We start from the raw sequence: 25075 nt of genomic DNA, 5'->3' as shown, positions 1-25075 counted from the left end.
TTATTTGATGCATTTGGCGATTCTTAAAACATGTAAAAGTGACTTTTCTATTTCGTGATAGTCCATATCCTTGACTGGGTTACGAGCAATCACTACATACTCTAGTGATTTCAACTCGTTTTTATGAAGCTGATAAAAAGCTCTAATCCGTCTTTTAATCTGGTTTCTTTTAACAGCGTTACCTAATCTTTTAGAGACACTGATACCGAGTCTTAAATGTGGTATCTCTTGATTATCCTTTAAATAAACTACAAATTGTCTATTCGCATATGATTTGCCACGTTTAAATATAACTTTAAAATCTTTTTCTTTCTTAATCCTGAATCGCTTTTTCATCATTAACTACGCTCTTTCATATCTATGATTAATTATTATACTAAAAAGCCCTTATTTAATAAAACTTTCAACATGGAAGCAAAAAAAAAGATCATCTTCGTCAGATGATCTAATGGTTATGCAGAAAGAACTTTTCTTCCTTTTCTTCTGCGGCGAGCAAGAACTTTGCGGCCGTTTTTAGTACTCATTCTTTCACGGAAACCGTGTACTTTAGCACGTTTACGTTTATTAGGTTGGTACGTACGTTTTACCATGTATGACACCTCCGTTAAATCTATTTCTCTGTTTTTATCTTCATCTTAGAATTGCAACTATTAAAGAATACCAAAAATACACTATCATTTCAAGATTTATTTGCGTATTTATCAAGCATAAGCAGATTTGAAAAGAAGAAACTGTGGATAACTTTAACAAGGATTCGTACATATTCACAGCTTTTTATGACTTTATTCACAAGTTAACAAGTCTTGCGTGTATTTTTGTGGATAACTGTTAATTATGTGAATAAGTCTTAAATGTATTGATATCATAAGCGAATTAATCTATAATTTTAACAGAATATATGTGGATAAGTTGAAAAGTTGTCTAGTTTCTCCACAGATTGTGGATAACTTGTGTATAGTTTTCTACAGCTGTGCAAATCACTTTTCCACAGCTTGTTATTTGTGAATAAGAAAGGAATTTATTTATGAGCAGTTTAAATAGTATTTGGGAAAATGTCTTAGATCAAGTCAAAACTAATATTTCTGAAGTCACTTTCCTAACTTGGTTTAAAGAAACAGAGTTAATTGACTTAAATACTACAAAAGCATTGATTAAAGCAGATAATGACTTCCAGCGCGACTGGTTAGTTAATCAATACACTACATTAATAGAGGATGCTGTTTTCCAAACTATTGGTGAAAAAGTTTCTATTAAAATTATCGTTAAAGATGAGCTTAAAGACCTCTCAACTGATGGCGTTAAAAATGAAACTAAGATAGCCGATACAGCTACACCAGTCCCTAACACCTTAAACGAACAACATACTTTTGATACTTTTGTTATCGGTAACGGCAACCGCTTCTCTCATGCTGCATCCCTTGCAGTCGCCGAAGCGCCAGCTAAAGCTTATAATCCGCTCTTTATCTATGGTGGTGTGGGCCTTGGTAAAACCCACCTTATGCATGCTATTGGAAATTTCGTCTTAGAAAATCGACCGAATGCAAAAGTTGTCTACCTATCGAGTGAAAAATTTACTAATGAGTTCATAAATTCAATTAGAGATAATAAAACAGAAGAATTTCGCAATAAATACCGTAACGTCGATGTCTTATTAATCGATGATATCCAGTTTTTAGCAGGCAAGGAATCCACACAAGAAGAGTTCTTCCATACTTTCAACTCCTTGCATGAAAATAATAAGCAAATTGTCATCTCAAGTGACCGCACACCAAAAGAAATCCCAACCCTTGAAGACCGTCTCCGCTCACGTTTTGAATGGGGTCTCATGACTGATGTGACACCACCTGACTTGGAAACAAGAATTGCGATTTTAAGAAAGAAATGCGAAGAAGAAAACGTAGAAATTCCTAATGAAGCAATGATTTATATTGCTAACCATATTCATACGAATATCCGTGAATTAGAAGGTGCCTTAACGCGTGTGGCTGCCTATGCTAAGATTTCTAATCAACCAATGACACCTGAAGTTGTTTCTGAAGCCTTAAAAGATCTTGTCACAACAAAGCAATCTAAACGCATCACCATTCATGATATTCAAGTTGCTGTCAGTGAATATTACGGTATTCATATTGATGAACTGGCATCTAAAAAGCGTACTAAATCCATCGCTTTTCCTAGACATGTTGCCATGTACCTCTCTCGTGAGTTAACGGATAACTCTCTACCTAAAATTGGAGAAGTGTTCGGAGGTCGTGATCATACAACAGTCATCCATGCACATGAGAAAATTTCTAAGCTTGTGGCTGAAGACGAATTGTTTAGAGAAGAATTAAAAGAAATAGAAAGTAAGCTCAATTAAAATAATGTGAATACTGTGGATAAATGTTACACTTGACTTAACACTTTATGCACATGTGGATAAGTTGATAGCTATATAACTAAGGGACTTTTCCACATATTCACAAGGCCTACTATTATTACTGTTATTTTATTAATATATATTTATATAAATAAGGAGTACGTACTTATGAAAATCAGTATCAAAAGACAATATTTCATCGAACAACTAAACCATTGCTTAAAAGCTATTTCACCGAGAACAACTTTACCAATTTTAAATGGTATTAAAATCGATGTTTCAGATGATCAGATGGTACTTACAGGTAGTGATTCAGAAATATCTATTGAAATTACCATTCCTACAGAAATTAATAATGAAGAAATACTAGAAATTGAAGAAACAGGTTCTGTTGTTTTAACAGGTCGTTTTTTCGTGGATATTATTAAAAAACTTTCCGGTGAATTTGTGGACTTAGAAACTAACGAATCATTTTCTACTAAAATTACCGCCGGTAAATCAGAATTTAATTTAAGTGGACAAGATGCAAATCAATATCCACTTCTACCAGAAGTAAGTGATGCAGATAGTTTAGTCTTATCATCAGCTGTGTTAAAAACAATTATTAATCAGACAAACTTTGCTGTCTCACTTTCAGAAACACGTCCTGTTCTAACAGGTGTTAACTGGATTTTTAAAGATGATCATATTTCATTTACAGCAACAGACTCTCACCGCCTTGCATTAAGAAAATTATTAGATAAAACATTTAATACAGATGCGTCTAGTGCAATTATTCCTGGTAAGTCTTTATCTGAATTAAGTAAGATCTTATCTGATTCAGAAGATGATGTAGAAATTAACTTATCTCAAAACCAAGTACTCTTTACTTATGGCAATATGAGATTTATTTCTCGTTTACTTGAAGGTAACTACCCTGATACAACTAGACTCTTCCCTGAAAACTATGAGACTAAAGTAACAGTGAACAACGATGAGTTTTATCATGCCATAGACCGTGTTTCACTTCTTGCAAGAGAAGGTGGAAATAACGTGATTCGCATGACTGTAGAAAATTCTCAAGTTGAACTCGCTTCTAACTCTCCTGAAGTCGGTACAGTGAATGAAGAGGTTAATGCCTCACATACTGAAGGGGAAGATATTAAGATTTCCTTTAACTCTAAATACATGATGGATGCTTTACGTGCGATTCAGTCTGAAGAAGTATCAATTGAATTCTTCGGTACCATGAGACCATTCACTATTACACCGAGTGATTCAGATGAAGTAGTGCAATTGATCTTACCGATTAGAACTTATTAACTTATAAATTTCACTTAAAATATTTGGTGACCATGTCTTTTTTCTTTTAAAAAAGGCCTCTGGTCACTTTTTTTATTATCTAGGTAGGTAAACACCTTTTTTCATTTAAAACGCTCTATGCGCTTTTATTTGCTTGATAAAGTGAAAAAGTATTGAAAATGTAGTATAATAGATGAGTATGTTCTAGGAGGTTATATCTATGGAAACGATTCATCTGACCGGCTTAATTACGCTTGGAAAGTTTTTGAAGTATCAAAACATCATAGGAACAGGCGGAGAAGCGAAATGGTTCTTAAGTGAAAATGAAGTCTTTTTAAATGGGGAAGCGGAAAATCGTCGTGGGAAGAAACTTCACGATGGTGATGAGTTAGTCATTACTGGTGTTGGCGAATACAAAATTAAGTACACTGATCAATGATCCTAAATAGCATTACGCTTTCTAATTTTAGAAATTACGATGACTTATCTTTATCCTTTCATCCGAAATTAAATATATTTATTGGCCCGAATGCTCAAGGTAAAACGAATCTTTTAGAAGCGATTTATTTTTTATCATTGGCAAAGAGTCATCGGACTTCAAAGGACAAGGAGCTCATTCAATTTAATCAGGAAGAAGCATTTATTAATGGTCAGATTACGACAAGTTCATCTAATCTTCCCCTATCGATATCAATTGGTAAGGGTGGTAAAAGAGCTAAAGTAAATCATCTAGAGTCAGCTAAGCTTTCTCAGTATATTGGCCATTTAAATACAGTGCTTTTTGCCCCAGAAGACCTCAATATCGTCAAAGGTTCACCTCAAGTTAGAAGAAAATTTTTAAATATGGAATGTGGACAAATATCCAAGGTATATTTGAGCAATTTATCGTCTTATAACAAGGTCTTAGCTCAAAAAAATCAATATTTAAAAACGCGTCAGGTAGATAGCTTGATGATTGAAGTATTAAATGAGCAACTTGCAGAGCATGCAAGTCGGATCATTTTAAAGAGAGAGCAGTTTATTAATACGATTGAAAAACATGCCTTGAAAATTCATAGTGATATTTCTAATGGCAAAGAAGATTTAAGGGTGATTTATAAGCCTAATATTAAATACGAGCATAAAGATTCAGAGGAACTCGAAAAAGAGATTCTCGACTTGTTGATGGATAACTTGGAGAAGGAAATTGAACGGGGCACATCTCTAGTTGGACCACATAGGGATGATATTGCTTTTACTATAAATGATTTTGATGTCCAAACATATGGTTCACAAGGTCAACAGCGCTCCACTGCTCTGTCGGTTAAACTTGCAGAATTAGAATTGATCAAAGAAGAGGTCGGAGAATATCCGGTGCTCTTATTGGACGATGTTTTAAGTGAGTTAGATGAAGTGCGTCAGGCGCATCTTTTGACCTCTAAAAGAGACCGAGTGCAAACCTTTGTTACAACAACCTCAATCAGTGATATCAACCATGCCATCATGGATGATATGCAGTTATACGAGATAGAAAATGGTCGGATTAAAATCGAAGAATAACGGAAGGTGAAATCATGGCTCAAGAAAATATAGATCAGTATGGTGCTAGTCAAATACAAGTACTTGAGGGTCTTGAAGCGGTAAGAAAAAGACCGGGAATGTACATTGGTTCTACCTCATCTAGAGGCTTACACCACTTGGTTTGGGAAATTATTGATAATAGTATCGATGAGGCACTTGCAGGTTATGCGAGTAAAATTGATGTCGTTGTAGAAAAAGATAATTGGATTAAAATCACGGATAACGGTCGTGGAATTCCAGTCGATATTCAAGAGAAGATGGGACGTCCGGCAGTAGAAGTAATTCTTACAGTACTCCATGCTGGTGGTAAATTTGATGGTTCAAGTTATAAAGTATCTGGTGGTTTACATGGTGTAGGTTCATCAGTTGTTAACGCACTAAGTTCAACACTTGAAGTATACGTTCATAAAGATGGTAAAATTCATCATCAAAGCTATACACGTGGTGTACCAGATTTTGACTTGAAAGTAATCGGTGAAACGGACAAAACTGGAACAGTCATCCGCTTTAAAGCAGACGAAGAAATCTTTAAAGAAACTGCAGTTTATGACATTGAAATACTTCAAAAACGTATTAAAGAATTAGCCTTTTTAAACAAGGGCTTAAACATTAACTTAATCGATGAAAGAGAAGATGAAGCGGTTAGATATGAGTATCACTATGAAGGTGGTATCAAGTCTTTCATCGAAGAACTAAATAAAACAAAAGAGACACTTCATGATGAAATTATCTATATGGATGATGAAAAAGATGATATCGAAGTTGAGATTGCCCTTCAGTATAACCAGGGTTACACGACTTCCCTCTTAACTTATGCCAATAACATCTACACTCACGAAGGTGGGACACATGAGGATGGCTTTAAGCGTGCTTTAACTAAAGTCATTAACAGTTATGCAACTAAACAAAACATCATCAAAGCGGCTGATGAGAGATTATCTGGTGAAGATGTTAGAGAAGGACTTACTGCTATTGTCTCTATCAAGCACACAGACCCGCAATTTGAAGGTCAGACTAAGACTAAACTTGGTAACAGTGAAGCAAGAACAATTACAGATCAATTGTTCTCAGCAGGTTTCGAGAGATTTTTATTAGAAAATCCTCAAACTGCACGTTTAATTGTTGATAAAGGTATCACTGCCCAGCATGCTAGAGTTGCTGCTAAAAAGGCACGTGAGATGACACGTCGTAAATCAGCACTTGAGGTATCAAGTCTTCCAGGTAAGCTTGCTGACTGTTCAAGTAAAGATCCTGCTAAAAGTGAGCTTTTCATCGTAGAGGGTGACTCTGCTGGTGGTTCAGCAAAATCAGGGCGTGATTCTAAGCATCAAGCAATCCTACCGCTTAGAGGTAAGATTTTAAACGTTGAAAAAGCACGTTTAGACAGGATACTAGGGAACAATGAAATTCGTTCCATGGTAACCGCACTCGGTAGTGGTATTGGTGATGAATTTGATATTACAAAAGCACGATATCACAAAGTAGTCATCATGACCGATGCGGATGTCGATGGTGCGCATATTAGAACACTACTCTTAACTTTCTTCTTTAGATTTATGAGACCACTGATTGAACATGGTTATATTTATGTTGCCCAGCCACCACTATACAAGGTGGAACAAGGTAAGAAAAAACACTATGTTTATGATGATGAAGCACTCGATGTACTTCGTAGTACATTACCAGAATCACCTAAGATCTCAATTTCTAGATACAAAGGTCTTGGTGAGATGAATGCCGATCAGTTATGGGAAACAACGATGGATCCTGAGAATAGAACCTTATTACAAGTGGAACTGGATGATGCGATTGCCGCAGACCAGACATTTGAAATGTTGATGGGGGATATTGTTGAGCATCGTCGTAACTTTATCGAAGAAAATGCGAGATATGTAGAAAATCTCGACGTTTAAAAAGGAGACTTGAATTATGGCTGACCATGATGAAAAATTTCAACAGATTAATATAACAAAAACGATGCGCAGCTCGTTTTTAAGCTATGCCATGAGTGTCATCGTCTCACGTGCACTGCCAGACGTTCGAGATGGAATGAAACCCGTACATCGTAGAATTCTTTATGGTATGCATGACAACGGTATGACTTCAGATAAGCCATTTAAAAAATCTGCACGTATTGTCGGAGATGTTATGGGTAAATATCACCCACATGGTGACTTTTCAATTTATGATGCAATGGTACGTATGGCTCAAGACTTTTCTTACCGTTATCCACTCGTTCATGGACAAGGTAACTTTGGTTCTATGGACGGTGATGGTGCGGCGGCAATGCGTTACACCGAAGCTAAGATGAGTAAAATCTCCATGGAACTCATGCGTGATATCAACAAAGATACAGTGGATTTCCAACCGAACTATGATGAGAATGAAAGAGAGCCATCAGTTCTACCATCACGCTTCCCTAACCTATTAGTTAACGGTTCAAGTGGGATTGCGGTAGGGATGGCAACAAACATTCCACCACATAACTTACGTGAGGTTATTGATGCTGTACTTGAAATTGCGGATAATCCGAATGTGACGCCGCTTGAGTTGATGGACATAGTACAAGGTCCAGACTTCCCCACAGCAGGCTTAATCATCGGTAAAAGTGGTATTAAACGTGCCTATGAAACTGGTCGTGGATCAATTATTATGCGTGCACGTTGTGAAATCGAAGAAATGAAAAATGGTAAAGAACGAATTATCGTTTCTGAAATACCTTATCAAGTGAACAAAGCAAGACTCGTAGAAAAAATTGCAGAACTTGTACGCGATAAAAAAATCGAAGGTATTACAGATTTAAGAGATGAGACCAGCTTAAAAGAAGGCGTTAGAATTATCATTGAGATTCGTAAAGATAAGAATGCCAATGTAATTCTAAATAATCTCTACAAACAAACACCATTACAAACTTCATTTGGAGTTAATACCCTTGCACTAGTTAACGGAGAACCAAAAGTACTTGGTCTAAAAGAAGTACTGTATCACTACTTAGAGCATCAAAAAGAAGTTGTGACTCGTCGTACTAAGTATGAATTAAAACGTGCTGAAGACCGTGCGCATATCTTAGAAGGCTTATTAATTGCGCTTGACCATATCGATGAGATTATCAAGCTAATTCGTGCCTCTCAAAATGATGAAGAAGCTAAAAATGGCTTGATGGAGAAATTTGATTTCTCTGAAAGACAAGCTCAAGCAATCTTAGATATGAGACTTCGCCGTTTAACAGGATTAGAAAGAGATAAAATCCAAGCGGAACATGATGAATTAATGAAAACGATTGAGTATTTAAAATCAATACTTGATGACGATAATAAATTAATTCAAGTTATCAAAGAAGAACTCACAGAAATTCGCGAGAAATATGGAGATGATCGTCGTACAGAGATTACTATCGGAAATATCTCTGATATAGAAGATGAAGATCTAATTCCTCGTGAAAACATAGTAGTGACTTTAAGTCATAACAACTACATCAAGCGTCTACCTGTATCCACTTATCGCTCACAACACCGTGGAGGACGCGGTATACAAGGTATGAATACTATTGATGAAGACTTTGTGAGTCAGATTGTCACTATGAGCACTCACGATTATATTCTGTTCTTTACCAATAAAGGACGTGTATACCGTCTGAAAGGTTATGAAATTCCTGAACTCTCTAGACAATCTAAAGGCTTACCGATTGTCAATATGATTGAGATTGAAAAAGATGAGTCAATTTCAACCATGATCGGGGTTAAGGATAAGGAAGAAACTACAGGTTATAATCTACTGTTTGCAACGAAAAATGGTTTAGTTAAACGCACCGCTCTAGATGAATTTAAGCAGATTAACAAAAATGGTAAGATTGCGATTCAATTTAGAGGAGAAGATGAATTACTTGGTGTCCGTCTAACAGATGGATCTAAAGAAGTCATACTCGGTACACGAGACGGTTCCCTAGTGCGCTTTGAAGAAACACAAGTGAGAACCATGGGCCGTACCGCTGCTGGTGTAAGAGGAATTAAGCTTAGAGATGATGATCAAGTAGTTGGTGTCGACGTATTAGAGAATGATCAATACGTTCTAGTGGTGACTGACAAAGGTTACGGAAAACTGACACACGAAGATCAGTATCGTTCAATTAACCGTGGAGGATTTGGTGTTAAAACTGCACGCTTGAATGATAAGAATGGTAAGTTGGTCTTTATCGCTTCAGTTGATAGGGATGAAGATATGATGATTGTGACTGAAAAAGGTGTCATTATTCGTCTAGCCATTGAAGATATTTCCATCACGAGCCGTAGCACTCTAGGCGTACGACTTATCCGACTTGATGAAGATCAAGATGTCGGAACAGTAGCAGTTGTGAAAAGTGAAATTGCTGAAGAAGATTTAGATGAAGATGCAGAAGACGACGTTGAAGTTTCTGTAGAAGATTCTGAAGAAGAAGAATAAAAATTTGCTGAGATATGAATTCATATCTCAGCTTTTTTTTCGCTCATAGCTGGGTAATATCTTTATCGGCTATTAGAGAACCAACTTCTCTAAGTATTTTTTGTCTATCATCATCGAGATTACTTCCAAGCACAACTGCTAATGTTTCGACTAATGAAATTGCAGGGACTAAAGAATAATGCTTATCATAATGTGCAAGTTTCATGGTCACTGTCGCCATAGGAATTATAGTGTTGTTCGGGTTATCCGTTATTAAAATAATTGGGATCCCCTTTTCAACTGCATATTCTGCAACTTGATAAGTTAATTGAGTATATTGAGATAAGGCAATAAGTACCAACACTTCATCTTGATTCACATGATACAATCTATCGAATATAAAATGAGGTTCATAACTCAACTGATTACATTTTGGATAAAATTGATTAATAGAGTTTTCAAGATAGATTGCGACTGATCTTGAAGTTCTTAGTCCAAATATATTTATGTTTCTAGTGTCTTTAAATAGATTGATTGTCTTTAATATTGATTCTTCTAAGTTATTATCCATAGAATGTTGCTGTAGTAAATTAATATCTTTCCAGACATTTCTAGCCTGACTCATCTTATCTGTTTTTTCTTCATCTTCAAATTGCCACCAAGTTGGTGCGTGACTATCGATTCTCACCTCATGGATTGCAACTTTAAAATCATTCAGACTGTCATAGCCAAGAGCATTGATCGTTCTTAATATGGTCGTTGTGCCTACTCCTGATTTTTCTGCCATAGTACTTATAGTGTATATTTCAAGGTTTTGATAATTATCTAGGACAAATTCACAAAACTGTTTTTGCTTCTTACTCATCTTATCTTTTTCTTCGATGATTTTTTTAATTATATTGTCAGTCATGGCCTCCACCTCACAGTTAAATCTTATAAACTTTATTTTACACTATATCATAAGGAATAAATATTCCATTTATAATATTAAAAAGTTTACTCATTCCTTTTTATTTGTTAAATTGTAGTAACTGAAAGGAATATAAATTCCATTTTCTTAAAAATTAGGAGTGATTTTTTTGTCTAGTAAAGTTGAGTTCTTGTACCTATCTGAAGAAGAGATGATTGAAGCCGGCGCCTTAGATATGAAAAGTTGTATCGAAACACTAGAGGAAATGTTTGTACTTTTAAGTAAAGGTGACTATTTACTTGGTGGTCCTAAGAGAAATGATCATGGTTTGATGCTTTGGTTTAATGAAAATGAGGAATTTCCTAATATCCCTACTAAGGGTCCTGACAGACGCTTTATGTCACTGATCTCTTACTTAGGTGGTGACTTCAATGTTGTCGGTAATAAGTGGTACGGTTCAAATATTGCTAATATTGAACAAGGCTTACCGAGATCCATTCATACTTTTACCCTAAACGATAAAGACACTGGTGCCCCACTTTCTATCATGGCTGGTAATTTAGTCTCCTCAGTGCGTACAGGGGCGGTTCCTGGGGTCACTGCAAAACATCTTGCTAAGAAAGATGCGAAGGTAATTGGTGTGGTCGGTGGTGGCGCAATTAATCAGTCCTGTATAGATGCCATTATGAAAGCAGTTGATGGCATTGAAAAAATTGTTTTATATGATATCAATTTAGAAAAAGGTCAACAAATTGCAAAAAAATTAGCTGATAAGCATGGCGTGGAAGTTGAAGCATTTGATGATTTAGATCAGACTATAGAACAATCGGATATCATTACTGTTGCAACTTCTGGAGCAGTAAAACCTAAAATAAATACGGATAGTATAAAACCAGGGACTTTAATTATTTTGACTGGATCAGCAGATTTGGAAGAAGATTTTTATCGAAATAGTCGTCTAGTTTCAGATTTATGGGCCATGCATGAAAAATGGTTAGAGGATGGCTTAAATCATCCAGCAGGCTTAGATAGTATCGATTGGGCGATGACTTATCAATTACTAAAAATGATTAACAGCGGTGATTTTGATAGCAGTTCAGTCGATGACCTAGGCGATATTATTGCTGGAAATAAAGAAGGTAGAAAATCAGAAGATGAAGTTATAGTGATGTTAACTGGTGGCTTACCTACTGAAGATGCGGCATGGGGATATAGAATTTATCAAAATGCTTTGGAAAAAGGTTTAGGAACTAAATTGCCTTTATGGGAGAACTCTTATTTAACTAAGTAAGTAAAAAATACACGTCCATCTTAACTTGAAAACAAAGACAATCTTTCTTGTGTTCTGAAAATGAAAGCGCTATACTGAATGGAGAAATTAGTTATTAGTGATATGAGGTAGTTTGATATGACTTCAGTTAAGCATCGTGATTTTGGAAAGTTCACTACCCTAGTCGCCCTAACAGATGAGGCGACAGCTCTCAATATTTTACCCCATTTCGAGTCTTTTAAAGTAATGACGGGTAAGGTAGGTTCCATGGATTTAAGTAAGGTAATTGCTTCTGTCGAAACCGCAGCAAAACGCGGTGGGATTATTAATGAGGACGTTTATCGTGAGACTCATTCTTTATACCATGCCATATTAGAAGCATTACAAGGTGTAACCCGTGGTGATTTAAGTGTTGGTGAGATTATGCGTACAGTCGGCTTGAGGTTTTCGATCGTCAGAGGAAATCCTTATGATTTAAAAGCTGAAGGCGAATGGATCGCTGTATGTTTTTACGGTACCATAGGGGCACCAATCAGAGGTAAGGAACATGAAGCTTTAGGTTTAGGCATTAATCATATTTAAAATTTAATACATTGTCATAGATATTAGTTATTAGAGACATAGGAATCCTATATGGGATTTTTGTGTCTTTTTTTGTTGAAAAATAGGAGGGATTTTATGTCGGTGTTACAGCTCGATGGACAAAATTTAACAATTGAAGAAGTTAAAGATTTCCTGGGAAATACAGATAGCCAGGTCGCTATTACAAATGATGCTTATCAGCGTGTGGAAGCATCAAGAAAAGTAGTTGAAAATATCATTGATGAAGAAAAGACAATCTACGGAATTACAACAGGATTTGGACTCTTTTGTGACGTATTAATTTCTAAGGAAAAAGTAAGGGATTTACAAGTCAATCTCATTCGCTCTCATGCCTGTGGTGTTGGCACACCTTTTGATGAGTCTGTTGCACTCTTGATGATGGTGTTTAGACTGAACACGATGTTAAAAGGACATTCAGGAGTAACGTGTCACTTAGTTGACCAATTAAAAACATATATTAATAAGCGGATTATTCCAGTGGTTCCCGAACAAGGATCGCTTGGTGCCTCAGGTGACTTAGCGCCACTTTCTCATATGGCACTGACTCTCATTGGAGAAGGAGAGGTCTTCTATTTAGGAGAAAGAAAAGAAACGCATCTGGTTTTAGATGAACTTGAAATAGAAGCAATCACTCTAGAGGCAAAAGAAGGTCTAGCCTTGATCAATGGAACTCAGCCTATGACAGCTCAAGGTGTAGTGAATTACATTGAAGCGGATAAAATGATGCAGGACAGCTTTTGGATTGCTTCATTAACCCATCAGGCTTTAAACGGCATTGTTGATGCTTACAACCATCAAATTCATGAATCTAGAGGTTATCCTGAACAAGTTTATGCAGCCGAAAAAATGCTCGACTATCTTGATGGTTCAAAATTAACGACGAATCAAGGTGAAATTAGGGTTCAGGATGCTTATTCATTAAGATGTATTCCACAAGTTCACGGGGCATCTTTACAGACTCTAAAGTATGTAAAAGAAAAACTAGAAATAGAGATGAATGCTGCTAACGACAATCCACTTATTTTTAGTGAAGATGAAGTTTTTTCTGGAGGAAATTTCCACGGTCAACCGATTGCGATTGCTATGGATTTACTAAAAATCGGTGTAGCAGAAATAGCGAATATTTCAGAAAGACGGATTGAAAGATTAGTAAATCCATCACTAAATGGAGACTTACCCGCCTTTTTAAGTCCAGAAGAAGGTCTCCAATCTGGAGCAATGATCTTGCAGTACGCTGCAGCAAGTTTAGTATCCGAAAATAAAACACTCGCTCACCCTGCAAGTGTCGACTCTATTCCATCATCAGCAAACCAAGAGGATCACGTATCTATGGGAACAATTGGGGCAAGGCATGCAAGAGATATTATCAATAATACAAGAAACGTGCTAGCAACTGAGTTATTTATCGCTTTAACAGCAGTAGAGATTAAAGGACAAGATAAACTATCACCTAAAACCTTAGATAAGTTTAAGGAATACAGACTCATTGCAGATTTCATCGATCGAGATCGTAATTTTTCTATAGAGATAAATGACTTATCCAATGCTTTAAGGGAAGTTTTATAAATAATTAAAGGGGATGACATGATGAGAGAGATCAAAGCAAAAACAGGTTTAGAAATTGAATGTAAGGGATGGGAACAAGAGGCAGCACTTCGTATGCTCTATAACAACCTAGATCCAGAAGTCGCAGAACGACCTGAAGATTTAGTGGTCTATGGTGGTATCGGTAAAGCTGCAAGGAACTGGGAGTCTTTTGAAGCGATTGAGAATACTTTAAGAAACTTAGAAAAAGATGAAACAATGCTAATTCAATCAGGTAAACCAGTTGCGGTATTTAAAACACATGAAGAGGCACCGAGGGTACTGATGTCGAACTCTGTTTTAGTTCCAAAATGGGCAACTTGGGAACACTTTAATGAGCTCGATAAAAAAGGTCTCATGATGTACGGACAAATGACGGCAGGTTCATGGATTTATATTGGTTCACAGGGTATTGTTCAAGGGACTTATGAAACATTTGCTGAATTGGCTAATCAAAATTATGATGGAACACTTCGTGGCACGATTACACTTACAGCAGGTCTTGGAGGTATGGGTGGTGCACAGCCACTCGCTGTAACCATGAACGAAGGTGTAGCCCTATGTGTAGAAATTGATGAAAGTCGTATTGATAAAAGAATTGACACTCGTTACTTAGACGTTAAGACAGACTCTCTAGATGAGGCCCTAAAATTAGCAGAGGAAGCGAGAGATGAAGGAAGACCATTATCAATCGGTTTAATCGGTAATGCAGCAGAAATTCACCATGAAATCTTAAAGCGTGATTTTAAAATCGATGTTGTCACTGACCAAACTTCTGCCCATGATCCTCTTAACGGTTATATACCTGAAGGTTATTCTTTAGAAAAAGCAAAAGCTTTACGCGATGCGGACCCTGTAGAGTACGTCAAGCTATCCAGTGCTTCCATGGCGAAACACGTCGAAGCCATGCTTTTGTTTAAGGATAAAGGTGCAGTTGTCTTTGATTATGGTAATAACATTCGTCAAGTAGCCTTTGATAGAGGGGTCACAAATGCATTCGATTTTCCGGGATTTGTTCCTGCCTATATTCGTCCACTCTTCTGTGAAGGTAAAGGACCATTTAGATTTGTCGCTTTAAGCGGAGATCCAAATGATATTACAGCAGCTGATAAAAAGATGCGCGAACTTTTTCCTGACAACGAAAAATTGTTACGCTGGTTAGATATGGCCGAAGAAAAGATTGCTTTCCAAGGCTTACCCTCAAGAATTGCTTGGTTAGGTTATGGTGAGCGCGTCAAGATGGGACTTGCACTGAACGACATGGTTAAAACAGGAGAAATTTCAGCACCAATTGTCATTGGACGAGACCATTTAGATTCAGGCTCTGTGGCGAGTCCAAACAGAGAAACTGAAAGCATGAAGGACGGCAGTGATGCTGTTGGAGACTGGGCAATACTGAATGCCTTAGTAAATACCGCAGCAGGTGGTTCTTGGATTAGCGTTCATCATGGTGGCGGTGTTGGCATGGGTTATTCACTACACGCTGGCATGGTGGTCGTAGCAGATGGTAGCGACCGTGCAGCACGCCGATTAGAACGTGTACTAACGACTGATCCGGGTATGGGAGTAGTTAGACATGTAGATGCTGGTTACGACATTGCAATTGCAACAGCTAAAGAAAAAGGTGTTAATATTCCAATGCTAAAGGAGAATAAGTAATGAATGATTTAATCATCACTAATATCAAATCTTTAATTTTACCTAAAAAAAGTGAACATGCTCTAAAAGGTAAAGAAATGGATGAATTAACTATAATAGACGATGCAATGATTGTTATTAAAGATGGAAAAATGGTTTATAGAGGACCTAAGACAGAAGGCTATCAAGCAAGTGAAACCATTGATGCACATGATAAAATTGTCTCACCTGCCCTAATTGAGCCCCATACACATGTTGTCCATGGCGGTTCAAGAGAACATGAAATGACCTTAAAAAGACAAGGTATGGACTACTTAAGTATCTTAGAAAAAGGTGGCGGCATCTTAAATACAGTCGAAAGTACAAGACAGGCAAGTTTTGATGAGCTCTATAACAAAGCAGCTACCAATATCACAAGAATGATCCAACACGGTGTTTTAACGGTAGAAAGTAAGAGTGGTTATGGACTGGACCGTGATAATGAATTAAAACAGTTGAAAGTATCAAGAAAACTTGAAGATAACTTCCCTATTCTAATGCGTCATACATTTTTAGGACCACACGCGATTCCTAAAGGAAAAGATTCAGATGTTTTTCTGGATGAAATGATAGATTTATTGGATGAAGCAAAAGACTATGCAGACTTTGCAGACATCTTTACTGAAACGGGTGTGTTTTCAGTTGAACAATCTAAAAAATATATGGAAGCTGCTAAGGACAAAGGCTTTAAAGTTAAAATACATGCCGATGAAATTGATCCTCTTGGTGGCTTAGAGCTTGCGATTGATCAAGGTGCGATTAGTGCGGATCATTTAGTAGCAGCGAGTGAAGCGGGTAAACAACAGTTAGCTGAGTCAGATACAGTAGCTGTACTTTTACCAGGAACAACTTTTTATCTCGGGAAAAATGATTTTGCAGATGCTCGTGGCATGATTGACAATGGTGGTGCAGTTGCACTTGCGACAGATTACAACCCAGGTAGTTGTGTCACAGATAACTTACAAATGATCATGGCAATTGCGGCACTTAAATTGAAGATGACGCCTAATGAAATTTGGAATGCAGTGACAGTTAATGCTGCTCACGCAATCGATGCAGACCGAGGCACATTAGAGGTTGGCGATAATGCGAACCTGGTCATTTGGGATGCACCAAATCATGAGTATATCCCCTACCATTACGGTGTAAACCATGCATATCAAGTATTTGCTGATGGTAAATTAATCTTTGAGCGTCCTGGACTAATGATCTAAACTTGCCTTTTTTTAAAAGACATTATAAAATGGCAACAAGTTCATAAATACTACTTTGAAGGAAGCAGTAGCAAGGGAATGTTAAAGAGAGGTCATGGTGGTGCAAATGATCCGTGAACTTGTGAATTTCTAGCCTTCGTTAAATAAAGTAGTCGGCAATAGCCGTTATCAAAGTAGAGATAGTATTATTAATAATGCTAATTAGGGTGGCAACGCGTAGACCACGTCCCTTTCACGGGACGTGGTCTTTTTGTTATCTTTTTAGCAAAAAATAATTGGAGGTCATAATTATGTTAGACATTAAACTATTAAGAAAAGACACAGACACAGTTAAAAATAAGGTGAAACTTCGTGGCATGGACCCTGCAGAAATCGATGAAATCTTACAACTTGATGAGGAAAGACGTTCATTAATCAAGGAGACAGAAGAACTTAAAAGTCGACGTAATAAAGTTTCTGAAGAAATTGCACAAAAGAAAAGAAATAAGGAAAATGCAGATGATGTCATCGCTGAAATGCGTCAAGTCGGAGATGATATCAAAAAAATTGATGACCGTCTAAATACAGTAGAAGCAGATTTTCACGATAAAATGTCTCGCATTCCTAATTTAATTCATGATGATGTACCTGAAGGTAAGGATGATTCTGAAAACGTTGAAATTAGACGTACAGGTCAGCCAAGAGAGTTTGATTTCAAAGCGAAAGCACATTGGGATATTTTAGAAGACTTACAGCTTGCCGATTTCAATCGTGCTGCTAAAGTGTCTGGTGCACGTTTCGTTTATCATACTGGTGATGGTGCACGTTTAGAACGTGCTTTAATGAACTTTATGTTAGATGTGCACAATCAAAATGGTTATAGAGAGATGATGACACCTCAAATTGTTCGTGCGGATGCTATGTATGCGACGGGACAATTACCAAAATTCGGTGAGGACTTGTTCAAGATTGAAGATGAAGAGATGTACACTATCCCAACTTCTGAAGTAACTCTCACTAACTTCCATAAGGATGAAACATTGCAAGATGAAAATCTGCCTGTTAAATTTACAGCACAAACTGCTTGTTTTAGAAGTGAAGCGGGTTCAGCAGGTCGTGACACTCGTGGACTCATCCGTCTACATCAATTTAACAAAGTCGAAATGGTACGCTTAGAACGTCCTGAAGATTCATGGGATGCTTTAGAAGAAATGACAGAACACGCTGAGAATATTTTAAACTTACTACAGATTCCTCATCGTACAGTTATTTTATGTACAGGAGACATCGGTTTTGGTTCTTCTAAAACTTATGATGTAGAAGTTTGGTTACCTAGTTATAATGACTATAAAGAAATCAGCTCAGTATCTAATATGACTGACTTCCAAGCGCGTCGTGGTAATATCAAATTTAAGCGTGATAAAGACTCAAAACCAGAACTTTTACACACTTTAAATGGTAGTGGTCTTGCTGTTGGAAGAACCATGGCAGCACTTTTAGAGAACTATCAAAATGAGGATGGTACAATTACAATTCCAGAAGTTTTGAGACCATATATGGGTGGTCAGGAGAAGCTCGAAAGGTTATAATATAAATACTAAATGCTCCTATTTACAATCAATAGGAGCATTTATTTATAAAAGAGGAGTGTAACATTGAATAATAAAATATCTGTGGGCACCCTAGCCCTTACACTGCTCGCTGTTACAGCTTATATAATGCTTACGGAAATCACTCTAGTCTTTGGGACTGTAGTGATGCCTTTTGCGGTATACTTACTGTTAAAACTTAAGCAGCAATCGAACACGAATTATTGGATTCTGTTTTTCAGTTTCCTAATTCCAGCATTGCTTTTTTTATCTCCGCTCGCAGCGACTTGTTTCTTAATTTTATACATGGTAACTAGCTTACTTTCCTATACGTTAGAGAAAAAATTATCTCAAGAAATTACGATTTTCTATGCCACATTTACACTTGCACTCAGCACAATGGCTGCTGTAGTTGTGTTACAAATGTTGGGATTTTTGCGTCCACTCTCTGATATCTACACAAGATTTCGAGAATGGTACGGAGAACAGCTGACAGCTGTCAGTGATTTAACACCCGATGCAATTGAGCCGGATTTGATTTTACAATCCATGGATCTTTACTATCAAAATCTACCAGCCTTTTTAGTGATTGGCGCCTTCTTTTTAGCGCTATACATCATCTTGATTGTAAGAGTGTTGCCACTTGAAAGTTCTAAAATGTGGCCTTATAGAAGTTTTGATAAGTGGATGATGCCTAGAATTCTACTACATCTCTACATCATCATCATCTTGATTACACTATTCAGTGGCTCTTTTGAAGAAAGTACAATTTCTCTATATAGCAATATCTCTATTATTGTTGAATCGGCAATATTTATACATGGTCTTGCTTTCTCTTATTACTTTTTACTCAGTAAGAAAGTAAATAAAGCAGTTGCAATTCTCATCTTGATACCACTAGCAATTCTTAGACCAATCACAATATTTATTGGACTGTTCGAAATGATCTTTAGAATTAGACTTATCATGGAATTGAGGAGGAAATAGCAATGTTTAAAGTGTTAGATAAAAAATTAATGCTCATACCTTTTATCGTACTAGCATTACACATTTCAATACTTAGCATTGCTATGGTGGTCAATTATACCGTGTTTGGTGTGATTGCCATTATTGTCAGCATCACCATCCTTGTCTTGGTATATATCTATTTACAGAGATGGTTAGCCCTTAATGAATATAGAATGGTGGAACTATCTAAGGACCTAGCAGGTGCAAGACAATATGTAGTAGATAATCTACCTCTAGGTATTATCTTGTTAAACGATGATGAGGAAATCTCTTGGATGAATAACTTTATCTATGACGAAATTCCAGAAGAATTTCACAATGCACCTGTTAACCGAGTGTTTCCAAACATCATGACGACCTTAAAATCAAACAACATTCATTCGATTGATACTTCGTATGGAGATAAGAATTATCGAGTGCATTATTATGAAGATCACAATTCTCTGTTATTACTAGATATTACAGATGAAAAACTACTCTCTCAAAAGTTAGAGGATAAAGATCCAGTCATCGGCATATTATTTTTAGATAACTACGATGATATGACTCAAAATATGACTGAAGCTTTAAAAAGTGATTTAAATAATAGTTTGACCAACACAATTAATGACTGGGCAACAGAAAATCATGTTTATTTACGACGTTTTTCAAACGATCGTTTTATCATGGTCATGTCGGCAAAAAGTTTAGAAAAAATTGAGGAGACAAAATTTGGACTCCTTGATCAAATTCGTGAAAGTTCTAATGCACATGGTGCCCAAATTACTTTAAGTATTGGTATCGGTGAAGGTTCTGCAGACTACATCGAGGTCGGAGAACTTGCACAATCGAGCTTGGATCTTGCTTTAGGTCGTGGTGGTGACCAAGTTGCCATTAAGACGATCAATGGAAGTGCCAGATTCTATGGTGGTAAGACGGATCCGATGGAAAAAAGAACGCGTGTTAAAGCCCGTGTGATGGCACATGCTCTAAGGGATATTCTTTTAGAGGGTGAGAATGTAATTATCATGGGACATAAAAACCCAGATGTGGATTCCATAGGATCTTCAATTGGGGTCGCAAAAATTGCGAGTTCCAACAATATTGAAGCACATATCATTTTAAATGATGAAGATATTGATGACACGCTCTCTCGCTTAATGAAGGAAGTTGAAGCTCGTGAAGATCTCTACAACATCTTTATTAACAGTGATGATGCTTGGGATAAGATGACACCTAATACGACGGTTGTTATCGTCGATACTCATCGTCCATCAATGGTACTAGATGAAGATATCTTAAATAAAGCAACTAGAAAAGTTGTAATCGACCACCACAGACGAGCAGATGATATGATTTCTAGTCCCCTACTTGTCTACATGGAGCCTTATGCTTCAAGTGCGAGTGAATTGGTGGCTGAATTGCTTGAATACCAAAACAACCAGAAGAAACTGTCACGTATCGAAGCGACAATTATGCTGACTGGTATTATTGTGGACACAAGAAACTACACGCTAAGAACAGGTTCTCGTACCTTTGACGCTGCAAGTTATTTACGTAGCAGTGGTGCAGATCCAGTACTTGCGCAAACCTTCTTAAAAGATGATATTGATACCTTTATCGCAAGAAGTGATTTAATTAAATCAGCTGAGATTAATGATGGAATTGCCATTGTTAAAGCGGACGATACAATGACTTATCACCCAGTGACTGTCGCTCAAGCTGCAGATCAGCTCTTACAAATTGAAGGCGTACAAGCATCATTTGTGATGGCAATTAGAGAAGATGATACCATAGGTATTTCAGCCCGTTCTTTAGGTAAGGTTAATGTTCAAATCATTATGGAAGAGATGAATGGTGGCGGACACCTAACCAATGCTGCAACACGACTTGAAGGAAAATCTATCGATGAAGCATATAATGAACTTAAAGAAGCGATCGATGCTTTTATTAAAAATAGGAGTGAATAAAGATGAAAGTAATCTTTTTACAAGATGTTAAAAATAAAGGTAAAAAAGGTGAAGTTAAAGAAGTAGCAACGGGCTACGCACATAACTTTCTCTTCAAAAAAAATCTAGCTGAAGAAGCAACACCAGCTAACTTGAAGAAATTAGAAGCTCAAAAAGAAGAAGTTCGCCAAGAAGAAGCTGCGGAACTTCAAGCAGCAAAAGATCTTAAAGTTGAACTAGAAGGTAAAGAAGTAGAAATTAAAACAAAAGCTGGAGAAGATGGCCGACTATTCGGTTCAGTATCTTCTAAACAAGTTGTTGAAGCATATCAAAAACAACACGATATCAAATTAGATAAGCGTAAACTAGATATGCCTGAACCTTTCAAGAGCTTAGGCTATCACAAGGTAAATATTAAACTTCATCATGAAGTTGAAGCCGAGTTAAAAGTACACGTTGTTGAACAGTAAATTTATGAATGGAGGAATCGATAATGGAAATGAATCGCCGAATGCCGCACGATAATGATGCAGAACAAGCGGTGCTTGGGGCAATCTTTATCGATTCCTCCATCTTTTTAAATGTGACAGAAATTTTAGAACCTGAGGATTTCTTTCGTCCTGAACACCAGGATATCTTTAGGGCAATGATGCTCTTATCCGAAGAGAATGCTGAACTTGATACTGTCACTATTATCGACCGTTTAAAAACGATGGATAAGCTTCAAACTGTCAATCCGCGTTATTTAGCAGAGCTAGCGAGTGTGACTCCAACTAGTCGAAACTGGCAGTTCTATGCTGAGATTATTGCACGTCAATCACTTCGTCGCAAATTAATTAGAGTTGCAGATGAGATTGCAAATGATGGTTTCCAAAATGATGTGGATATCAATGACCTTTTATCTGAAGCAGAAGCACGCATTATGGGTGTGTCTGAAGGACGTCGGAATGATGGCTTTAAATCGATGAAAGATGTCGTCCATGAAGTGTATGAACAAATTGAAGCACTAGCAGGAAATAATACTGGTATTACTGGTATTCCTACAGGCTTTAGAGATCTTGATTTTATGACTTCAGGTTTTGGGCGTAACGACTTAATTATTTTAGCTGCCCGCCCTTCCATGGGTAAGACAGCATTTGCTTTAAATATTGCGAGTCATGTTGGTACATCACCTGATGGTTATACTGTTGCCGTTTTCTCTCTAGAGATGGGAGCAGATCAATTGGTTAGTAGGATGATATCGAGTCAAGGTATGATCGATGCGACTAAGCTTCGTCAAGGTTCTTTGGATCATCAAGATTGGGACAACTTTACGACAGCGATTGGGACACTTGCTAATTCTAAAATCTTTATTGATGACTCAGCAGGTATAAGAGTGAATGAAATTCGTGCGAAATGTTTAAGGTTAAAACAGGAGCATGGACTTGATATGGTCATCATTGACTACCTACAACTCATCCAAGGCTCTGGAAGTCGCCAAGGCGAAAATAGACAGCAAGAAGTATCTGAGATCTCTCGTATGCTTAAAGGGCTCGCACGTGAGATGCAGTGTCCAGTCATCGCCTTAAGTCAGTTATCTCGTAGTGTTGAATCAAGGCAGGATAAAAGACCGATGATGAGTGATTTACGTGAATCAGGCTCCATTGAGCAAGATGCAGATATAGTCGCTTTCCTATACCGTGATGATTATTATAATCGCGGAGACGGAGAAGATGATGAAGAAGGCGCACAGAGTGTACAAGATGAAATTGAAATTATTTTAGCGAAACATCGTAACGGTCCAACCGGTACTGTTAAGCTAATCTTTAATAAGTCCTACTCTAGCTTTTTCGACCAAGATACTCGTGATTTTGGTGATAATTATATACCACCAGCTTAAAAGTCCGAATGTTTTTCGAAAGTAACAAGAAAAACGTTCGGACTTTCTTGATTTTTGCTGGATATATTGGTAAGATAGGTAACGGTTAAAATAATCAATCATTTGGGGGCAATCATATGTCTGGAACAGTAGTTGTTGGAACACAGTGGGGAGATGAAGGTAAAGGTAAGATTACAGACTTCCTTTCTGAAGATGCACACGTTATTGCACGTTTTTCAGGTGGTAATAATGCAGGTCATACAATTCAGTTTGGTGGAGAAACTTACAAACTTCACTTAGTACCTTCTGGAATATTCTACGATGACAAACTTGCAGTAATCGGTAACGGTGTTGTTATCGATCCAATTTCTTTAATAAAAGAACTTGATGGATTAATCGAACGTGGCGTAGGTGTTGATAACTTACGCATCTCAAATCGTGCACAAGTGATTTTACCTTATCACATCTTACAAGATGAGCTAGAAGAAGAAGCACGTGGAGATAATAAGATTGGAACAACTAAGCGTGGTATCGGACCTTCTTATGTGGATAAGGTACAACGTATCGGTATCCGTATCGCTGACTTAATCGATAATACGGTCTTTAAGCGCCGTTTAGAAGAAAACTTAAAACTTAAAAATCATACTTTAAAAGCTTTGTATGACCATGATGGATTTACTTTTGATGAAATATTTGAGTCATATACAAAAGCAGCAGAACGTCTAGCACCATACGTATGTGATACATCTAAACTTCTTGACGATGCCTTTACAGCTAGTCAAAACGTGCTATTTGAAGGTGCACAAGGTGTGATGTTAGATATAGACCACGGAACTTATCCGTTTGTAACATCTAGTAACCCAATAGCAGGTAACGTAACAGTAGGTTGTGGTGTTGCTGCTAACAACGTTAAAAATGTAATCGGTGTATGTAAAGCATATACTTCACGTGTTGGAGATGGTCCATTCCCAACAGAATTATTTGATGAAGATGGTAACCATATCCGTGAAGTTGGTCGTGAGTATGGTACAACTACAGGACGCCCACGTCGTGTCGGTTGGTTTGACTCAGTCGTTTTACGTCATTCACGTCGTGTGAGTGGAATTACTGATCTATCACTAAACTCAATCGATGTTCTAAGCGGTTTAGATACGGTTAAAATCTGTGTTGCTTATGAAATTGATGGTGTTGAAATTACTGAATATCCAGCAACATTAGAAGATTTAAAACGTGCAACTCCAATCTATAAAGAAATGCCAGGTTGGTCAGAAGATATTACAGGTGTTAAAAACTTAGATGAGCTCCCAGAGAATGCCTATAACTACTTAAAAGAAATTGAAAAATTAAGTGGCGTAAACATCTCAATCTTCTCAGTTGGTCCGGATCGTAACCAGACAAATCTTCTTAAAAACTTCTGGTCATAATATATTGATAAACTCTCCTCATCCAAGCGGATGGGAGAGTTTATCAAATTTTTTATAAATAAGAAAAAAAGTCTTGTATTAAAAATTACCATCATGGTATAATATATCTTGTGCTATTCCTAGCTTATTAATATGGCCCGTTGGTCAAGCGGTTAAGACACCGCCCTTTCACGGCGGTAACACGGGTTCGAGTCCCGTACGGGTCACTTTTTTAAAAAAATATATATTGGTCTCGTGGTGTAGCGGTTAACATGCCTGCCTGTCACGCAGGAGATCGCGGGTTCGATTCCCGTCGAGACCGTCTGGTAAAGTCTGTAGCAAATAAGCTAGCAGGCTTTTTTATTTTATGAAAAAATGATACATTTAAAGATGGATAAGTTTACGTATACTCTTGTATGAGCGGAAACGGAGG

General features: G+C 37.1%; 20 protein-coding genes and 2 tRNA genes. 19 read left to right on the top strand and 3 right to left on the bottom strand.

What is annotated here, in order from left to right:
• Together rnpA and rpmH are read right to left on the bottom strand one after the other, a co-directional pair.
• Positions 1–336: a ribonuclease P protein component gene (gene rnpA / locus JEOSCH030_RS01845; RefSeq protein ID WP_185125030.1), complete on the bottom strand. Its 336-nt coding sequence runs from the start codon at positions 334–336 to the stop codon at positions 1–3.
• A gap of 116 nt (positions 337–452) precedes the next feature.
• Entirely contained in the window at positions 453–590 is a 138-nt protein-coding gene (rpmH, locus tag JEOSCH030_RS01835; RefSeq protein WP_026859410.1) for a 50S ribosomal protein L34, read from the bottom strand.
• A gap of 434 nt (positions 591–1024) precedes the next feature.
• Between rpmH and dnaA the strand changes: the two genes are divergently transcribed.
• The 6 genes from dnaA (at position 1025) to gyrA (ending at position 9640) form a co-directional block, all read left to right on the top strand.
• Complete coding sequence (dnaA, locus tag JEOSCH030_RS01830) at positions 1025–2359, top strand: chromosomal replication initiator protein DnaA (RefSeq protein WP_185124916.1); 1335 nt, start codon at positions 1025–1027, stop codon at positions 2357–2359.
• 168 nt (positions 2360–2527) lie between these two features.
• On the top strand, positions 2528–3661 hold the full coding sequence (gene dnaN, locus JEOSCH030_RS01825) for a DNA polymerase III subunit beta (RefSeq protein WP_185124915.1): 1134 nt from the start codon (positions 2528–2530) through the stop codon (positions 3659–3661).
• A gap of 199 nt (positions 3662–3860) precedes the next feature.
• Complete coding sequence (locus tag JEOSCH030_RS01820) at positions 3861–4079, top strand: RNA-binding S4 domain-containing protein (protein WP_185124914.1); 219 nt, start codon at positions 3861–3863, stop codon at positions 4077–4079.
• On the top strand, positions 4076–5179 hold the full coding sequence (recF, locus tag JEOSCH030_RS01815) for a DNA replication/repair protein RecF (RefSeq protein ID WP_185124913.1): 1104 nt from the start codon (positions 4076–4078) through the stop codon (positions 5177–5179). The genes JEOSCH030_RS01820 and recF overlap by 4 nt, the downstream gene beginning before the upstream one ends.
• A gap of 14 nt (positions 5180–5193) precedes the next feature.
• A complete protein-coding gene (gyrB, locus tag JEOSCH030_RS01810; protein ID WP_185124912.1) occupies positions 5194–7113 on the top strand; it encodes a DNA topoisomerase (ATP-hydrolyzing) subunit B in 1920 nt (639 codons plus the stop codon).
• Between the two features lie 16 nt (positions 7114–7129).
• A complete protein-coding gene (gyrA, locus tag JEOSCH030_RS01805) occupies positions 7130–9640 on the top strand; it encodes a DNA gyrase subunit A (RefSeq protein WP_185124911.1) in 2511 nt (836 codons plus the stop codon).
• Positions 9641–9683: 43 nt separating this feature from the next.
• Here gyrA and JEOSCH030_RS01800 read toward each other — a convergent pair whose 3' ends face one another.
• Positions 9684–10529, bottom strand: a complete 846-nt coding sequence (locus JEOSCH030_RS01800) for a MurR/RpiR family transcriptional regulator (RefSeq protein WP_185124910.1) — start codon at positions 10527–10529, stop codon at positions 9684–9686.
• 169 nt (positions 10530–10698) lie between these two features.
• Here JEOSCH030_RS01800 and JEOSCH030_RS01795 point away from each other — a divergent pair, with 169 nt between their 5' ends.
• The 13 genes from JEOSCH030_RS01795 to JEOSCH030_RS01735 all read left to right on the top strand — a co-directional run bounded on the left by JEOSCH030_RS01795 (position 10699) and on the right by JEOSCH030_RS01735 (position 24964).
• Positions 10699–11820 carry a tyramine oxidase subunit B gene (locus JEOSCH030_RS01795; RefSeq protein ID WP_185124909.1) on the top strand — a complete coding sequence of 374 codons (1122 nt, stop codon included), beginning with the start codon at positions 10699–10701 and terminating at the stop codon, positions 11818–11820.
• Positions 11821–11937: 117 nt separating this feature from the next.
• A complete protein-coding gene (gene hutP / locus JEOSCH030_RS01790; RefSeq protein ID WP_185124908.1) occupies positions 11938–12381 on the top strand; it encodes a hut operon transcriptional regulator HutP in 444 nt (147 codons plus the stop codon).
• A 96-nt stretch (positions 12382–12477) separates the two neighbouring features.
• On the top strand, positions 12478–13968 hold the full coding sequence (gene hutH, locus JEOSCH030_RS01785) for a histidine ammonia-lyase (protein WP_185124907.1): 1491 nt from the start codon (positions 12478–12480) through the stop codon (positions 13966–13968).
• Positions 13969–13989: 21 nt separating this feature from the next.
• Entirely contained in the window at positions 13990–15645 is a 1656-nt protein-coding gene (gene hutU / locus JEOSCH030_RS01780; RefSeq protein ID WP_185124906.1) for a urocanate hydratase, read from the top strand.
• Positions 15645–16877, top strand: coding sequence for an imidazolonepropionase (gene hutI, locus JEOSCH030_RS01775; RefSeq protein WP_185124905.1), 1233 nt, complete (start codon positions 15645–15647; stop codon positions 16875–16877). Before hutU ends, hutI begins: the two co-directional genes overlap by 1 nt.
• Positions 16878–17167: 290 nt before the next feature.
• Complete coding sequence (gene serS / locus JEOSCH030_RS01770; protein ID WP_185124904.1) at positions 17168–18445, top strand: serine--tRNA ligase; 1278 nt, start codon at positions 17168–17170, stop codon at positions 18443–18445.
• A 66-nt stretch (positions 18446–18511) separates the two neighbouring features.
• Complete coding sequence (locus JEOSCH030_RS01765) at positions 18512–19432, top strand: DUF2232 domain-containing protein (RefSeq protein WP_185124903.1); 921 nt, start codon at positions 18512–18514, stop codon at positions 19430–19432.
• A 2-nt stretch (positions 19433–19434) separates the two neighbouring features.
• Positions 19435–21402, top strand: coding sequence for a DHH family phosphoesterase (locus tag JEOSCH030_RS01760; RefSeq protein WP_185124902.1), 1968 nt, complete (start codon positions 19435–19437; stop codon positions 21400–21402).
• 2 nt (positions 21403–21404) lie between these two features.
• The gene (rplI, locus tag JEOSCH030_RS01755; protein ID WP_185124901.1) at positions 21405–21851 is read left to right on the top strand and encodes a 50S ribosomal protein L9; all 447 of its coding nucleotides are present in this window, start codon (positions 21405–21407) and stop codon (positions 21849–21851) included.
• 23 nt (positions 21852–21874) lie between these two features.
• Positions 21875–23260 carry a replicative DNA helicase gene (dnaB, locus tag JEOSCH030_RS01750; protein WP_185124900.1) on the top strand — a complete coding sequence of 462 codons (1386 nt, stop codon included), beginning with the start codon at positions 21875–21877 and terminating at the stop codon, positions 23258–23260.
• A 116-nt stretch (positions 23261–23376) separates the two neighbouring features.
• Positions 23377–24663: an adenylosuccinate synthase gene (locus tag JEOSCH030_RS01745; protein ID WP_185124899.1), complete on the top strand. Its 1287-nt coding sequence runs from the start codon at positions 23377–23379 to the stop codon at positions 24661–24663.
• Between the two features lie 134 nt (positions 24664–24797).
• A tRNA-Glu gene (locus JEOSCH030_RS01740) sits at positions 24798–24869 on the top strand.
• A 22-nt stretch (positions 24870–24891) separates the two neighbouring features.
• A tRNA-Asp gene (locus JEOSCH030_RS01735) sits at positions 24892–24964 on the top strand.
• Positions 24965–25075: the final 111 nt, after the last annotated feature.

The organism is Jeotgalicoccus meleagridis (genome assembly GCF_903994045.1).
In the GTDB taxonomy this organism is placed as follows: domain Bacteria; phylum Bacillota; class Bacilli; order Staphylococcales; family Salinicoccaceae; genus Jeotgalicoccus; species Jeotgalicoccus meleagridis.
This window is presented reverse-complemented; position numbering and strand designations above follow the sequence as displayed.